This is a genomic window from Streptomyces alkaliterrae, assembly GCF_007097205.2.
In the GTDB taxonomy this organism is placed as follows: Bacteria; Actinomycetota; Actinomycetes; order Streptomycetales; family Streptomycetaceae; genus Streptomyces; species Streptomyces alkaliterrae.
This window is the reverse complement of sequence record NZ_VJYK02000369.1, coordinates 1-4921: the sequence shown is the minus strand read 5'-3', so window position 1 is coordinate 4921 and position 4921 is coordinate 1. Positions and strand designations below refer to the sequence as shown.

At 77.0% G+C, this 4921-nt stretch carries 2 protein-coding genes and 1 pseudogene; all 3 read left to right on the top strand.

Going from position 1 to position 4921, the window contains the following annotated elements:
* Positions 1–431: pseudogene (locus FNX44_RS28245) on the top strand (hypothetical protein); the annotation flags it as partial.
* Positions 428–1333 (top strand): hypothetical protein, encoded by a 906-nt coding sequence (locus tag FNX44_RS23890; protein WP_143650974.1) that lies wholly within the window; start codon positions 428–430, stop codon positions 1331–1333. The pseudogene FNX44_RS28245 and the gene FNX44_RS23890, both read left to right, overlap by 4 nt.
* Before the next feature lie 75 nt (positions 1334–1408).
* The coding region (locus FNX44_RS23885; protein WP_143650973.1) for a hypothetical protein at positions 1409–4921 on the top strand (3513 nt) is incomplete at its 3' end.

The following is a 4921-nucleotide window of genomic DNA, read 5'->3' as shown; positions in this document are numbered from 1 at the left end:
TCACCCCGCCCGCCCCACGCGAGCACCTGGGCGCCGAGATGCCCGAACCGGACCTGATCGCCACCCCCGACGACAGCCGGTTCAGCGAGGAGCACCACGCCGCCGCCGCCGAACTCCTCGAACTGGCCCCCGAAGCCCCGCGCCGACTCTCCGGGCTGCTCGCCGAAGCCAGGCGCCGCGACCCGGAGCTGCCCTACCTGGTGGCGCTGATCGCCGTACACGCCGCCAGCCCCCCGGTCGGCACCGCCTACCGGCAGGGCGAGCAGCGCCTGCTGTTCGCCGTCGACGACGGCACCGAACTGGACGACCCCGAGTTCGGCGGCGCCGACCTGATCGTCGGCACCGCCCTGCTCGACGCGGCCGGCATGGCCGCCGAACGAAGCGAGGCGCCCGCCCGAGCGGCGCGCGGCACCAAGGAGCACGACCTGTGAGCGAGTACGACGTCGACACCGCGCCGAGCGAGACCGCCGAACGCCCCGCCGCCCTCAACCCGGCGGACGCCGCCGACGCCGCCCGCCTGGTCGCCTGCGGCCTCCAGCCCAAGCTGCTGCCCGCCCGCGACGCCGCCTACGCCGAACTGCTGCGCCGCTACCGCGACGAACCCGCCTTCGCCCGGGTGACCGACGCCGTCGCCACCGGCCTCGGACTTGTCGTACTGGAGGTCTCCCCCCGGGCCGGCATGGCCGTCGCCGCCGGCGAGGACTCCGTCTTCGCCGTACGGATGGGCGACTACGCCCGCCGCGCCACCGCCGACTCCGCCGACCGCTTCCTGCACGGTCTGGCGCACCTGGCCGTGGCGGTCATGGCCTTTCCCCGCCCCGAGGACCTGGCCGACGACGGCTACATCGGACGGGTCACCGTCGCCGGCGTCGAGTCCTTCGTCCGCCAGACCTGCCGCCGACTGGAGGAGCGCGCCGCCGAGGAAGGCGAGAACACCGACCCGGCCACCGACGCGCCCGGCCTGGAGGCCGCCTGGCGCGTCTACGCCCGGCGCAACGCCACCGGCGCCACCAAGGACGCCCGCCGACTCGCCGGCTCCACCACCGGCATCATCGGCAAGGCCGTCGCCTTCCTCGCCGACTCCGGCTTCCTCCAGCGCACCGGGGACGAGTCCGGCGGCACCTACCGCACCACCGCCCGCTATCAGCTCCAGGTCCGGGACATGGCGGGCAACGCCGCCCTCACCGAACTGCTCGAACTGGGCGTCGTCCCGGTCGGCGACGGCACCGCCACCCTGCTGCCGGCCGACGGTGACGCGCTCGGGCTCGTCGAGGGCGAGGGCCTGCCCTTCCACGCCGACCCCGGCCCGCTGCCCGCCCAGCGCAACCGCTGACCGCCCCCGCAGGCCGTCGTCTGTCGTCCGTCGTCCCGTTCCGTCCGACCCCGCCCGCAACGAGAGTCCGCCCACATGTACGAGCTGTCCCGCATCCGCCTCTACTCCATCGGACCCGCGGGTGCCCGCTACGCCGACACCGTCCTCGACCTGCGCGGAGTCGGCGCCCCCGTTCCCCAGCCGGCCCCCACCCAGGCGGACTTCTTCGAGGACGAACCGGTCGGCCCGCCGCGGCGGCCCGCGCCCGCCGGCGTGCTCTTCCTGGAGAACGGCGGCGGCAAGTCGGTACTGCTCAAACTGATCTTCTCCGTCATGCTGCCTGGTCACCGCAACACCCTGGGCGGCGCCAGCTCCGGAGTGCTGCGCAAGTTCCTGCTCGCCGAGGACTGCGGCCACGTCGCGCTGGAGTGGCAGCACACGGTCACCGGCGAGACCGTCGTCGTGGGCAAGGTCAGCGAGTGGCGCGGTCGTCAGGTCTCAGGCGATCCGCGCAAGTTCGCCGAGGCCTGGTACAGCTTCCGCCCCGGGCCCGGCATGAGCCTGGACTCCCTCCCGGTCGCCGAGGCCAGCGCGCTGCGCCCGGCTGCCGAGGGCGCCTCCGGAGCCCGGGGCCGCCGCCGCACCATGAAGGGCTTCCGGGACGTCCTCAGCGAGACCGGCAAGGCGTACCCCGGCCTCGACGTCGTCTGGGAGGAGGGCCACGACCGCTGGAAGGAGCATCTGACCCGGCTCGGCCTGGACCCCGAACTCTTCCGCTACCAGCGCGAGATGAACGCCGACGAGGGCGAGGCCGCCGGCCTGTTCGCGGTGAAGAACGACGCCGACTTCACCGACCTTCTGCTGCGCGCCGTCACCGACACCCGGGACACCGACGGACTGGCCGACCTCGTCCACGGATTCGCCCACAAACTGGGCCGCCGCGCCGAGTTGACCGCCGAACGCGAGTTCACCGCGGGCTCCCTCGAACACCTGATCAACATCACCGAGGCCGCCGAACGACGCGACCGGGCCCGGGCCGTGCACACCGCCGCCGAGGAACGCACCCGCACTCTCGCCGGCCGCCTCGGCGCCCGCGCCGCCGTCGAGCGCGCCCGGGCCGCCGAACACGCCACCGAGGTCGCCCACGCCGCGCACGCCGTCACCGATACCGAACGCGGCCGCGAGACCGCCTCCCTCATCGCCGCCGAACTAGCCCACCGGCACGCCAGCCTCGCCCTGACCGCCGCCGAGAGGGCGGCCGCGGCACAGCGCCGCGAACTCGTCGACGCCCGCACCCTGCACGCCGCCTGGCAGGCCGCCGAGACCGTGCTGCGGCACCGCGCCGCGGCGGACCGGGTCACCCGGGTCGCCGCCGCCATCCGCGAGGCCGAGCGGGACGCCGCGCCGGCCCTCGCCGCCCGCGCCCGGGCCGCCGCCGACCTCGTACGGGCACTGGACGCCGCGGCGACCGAGAGCGAACGCGCCGCCACCGAGGGCGAGGACCGTTCCACCGCGCTCCAGGACGTCGCCGAGACCGCGCACCGCGACGCCACCGCCGCCGCGACCGCCGCCCAACGCGCCCGCAGCGAGAGCGAGCACCTGCGGCAGCGGCTCACCGAGCTGGCCGAGGAGACCGAACAGGCCGTACTCGCCGGCTGGTTGCCCGCCGACGCCGAAGGCGACCCCGCGCGCGCCGCACTGGCCGCCGGTGACGCCGCCGCGAGCGCGGCCGCCGCCAGTGAGCAGGCCCGCCAGGCGGCCGCCGCCACCGCCGAACGGGACCGGGAGACCGCCGCCGAGCTCGCCCGCCGCGAACTGGCCGCCGCCCGCGCCGCCGACGCCGCCCGGGCCGCCAAGGCGGCACACACCGCCGAGGCCGACGCCGCCGCCCTGCTCGGCGCCGAACCCCGCCTGGTCGAACTGCTCGGCGCCGACGGCCCGCTGACCGCCGACGAGGTCGACGGCGCCGCGGAGGAACTGATCGCGCTGCTGGAGCAGCGGGTCGGCGGCGCCGAACGCCAGATGTTCGACCTGCGCACCGAGGCCGCCGACGACAACCGCATTCTCGGCGCGCTCGGCGACGGCGGACTGCTGCCGCCCAGCCGCGACGTGCTCGACACCGTCGAGTACCTCGGCGAGCACGGCATCCCCGCCCTGCCCGGCTGGCGCTACCTCGCACAGGCCGTCGACCCCGCCGACCACGCCGCCGTGCTCGCCGCCCGCCCCGAACTCGTCGACGGCGTGGTCATCACCGACGAGTCCAGCCACGCCCGGGCCCGCGAGGCGCTGGCCGAGGCCGCGCTGCTGCCGCGCTCCGCCGTCGCCGTCGGCACCGCCGCCGCCCTGCTGGCACCACCGACCGGCCGAAGCGGCACCGGCGTCTTCCTCGTGCCGCCCAACCCGGCGATGCACGACGAGCAGGCCGCCGACGGCGAGCGGCGGGCGCTGCGCGAACGCGCCGCCCGCCGCGACGAGGAGATCCGCGCCCTCGCCGCCCGGCTCACCGCCGACCGCACCCTGGCGGCCCGGCTCACCGCCTGGCGGACCGGCTGCCCCGCCGGCCGCCTCGCCGAACTCGCCGCCGCCGCCACCGCCGCCGCCGAGGCCGCCGACCTCGCCGTCGACCAGCAGCACGAGGCCGCCGTCCGCCGCGCCGAGGCCCAGGAGGCCGCGAACGAGGCCGCGGCGCTCCGCGACCGCCGTCAGGAGGAGGCCGAGCTGGCCCGCCGTCGCTCCGACGCGCTCGCCGGACTCGCCGGCCGGCTGCGCGAACGCGCCCGCTGGCAGACCCGGGTGCGGGAGCTGACCGAGGAGGCCGCCGAGGCGCAGCAGCGCGCCGCGACCCTGCTGGACCGGGCCCGCGCCGCCGACGAGGACCGCCGCACCGCCCAGCGTTCCGCCGACGACAACCGCCGCACCGCCCGCGCCCTGCGCGCCGAGCGCGCCGAGATCGCCGGCGCCTCCGACGACGACATCCCGGAGGAGGCCGCCGAGCACACCCCGCCCCCCTCCTCCCTGCCGGCGCTGCGCGAGGCCTACCGATCCGCCTCCCGGCTCTACGAGAAGGTCGGCGTCGGCGCCGACCTGCGCGCCGAACAGGCCCGCGCCGAAGGCGACGAGTCCGCCGCCCGCGCCGAACTCGACCGTCTCACCAACAAGGTCCGCACCCGCGCCGGACAGCTGCTGGAATCCGCGGAGGGCGCCGACGGCCCCTCCCGGCAGGCCGCTGCCGCCCGCGCCGAGGAACTCGTCCAGCTCCTGGAGACCCGCGCCTCGGCGGCCAGCGAACAACTCGGCCGGCTCCGGGGCGAGGTGGAACGCCTCGCCCCCGCCGACGGGCAGGCTCACACCCAACTACCCGAGGAGCAGGTGCCCGCCGACGCCGAGGAGGCCCAGCGCCTCCTGCGCGCCGCCAACGCCGAACTCGCCGCCCGCGCCGACGCCCTGGAGACCGCCCGCACCCGGCACGAGGAGGCGCTGCGCGCCCACCGCGCCGCCGACGAGGCCACCGCAGCCTTCGAGGAGACCGCAGCCCAACTGCGCGACCTGCTGCGCGATCCGCAGCCCGGCGACGAACCGGCCGCCGAGGACCCCGCCCCCTACCCGGGC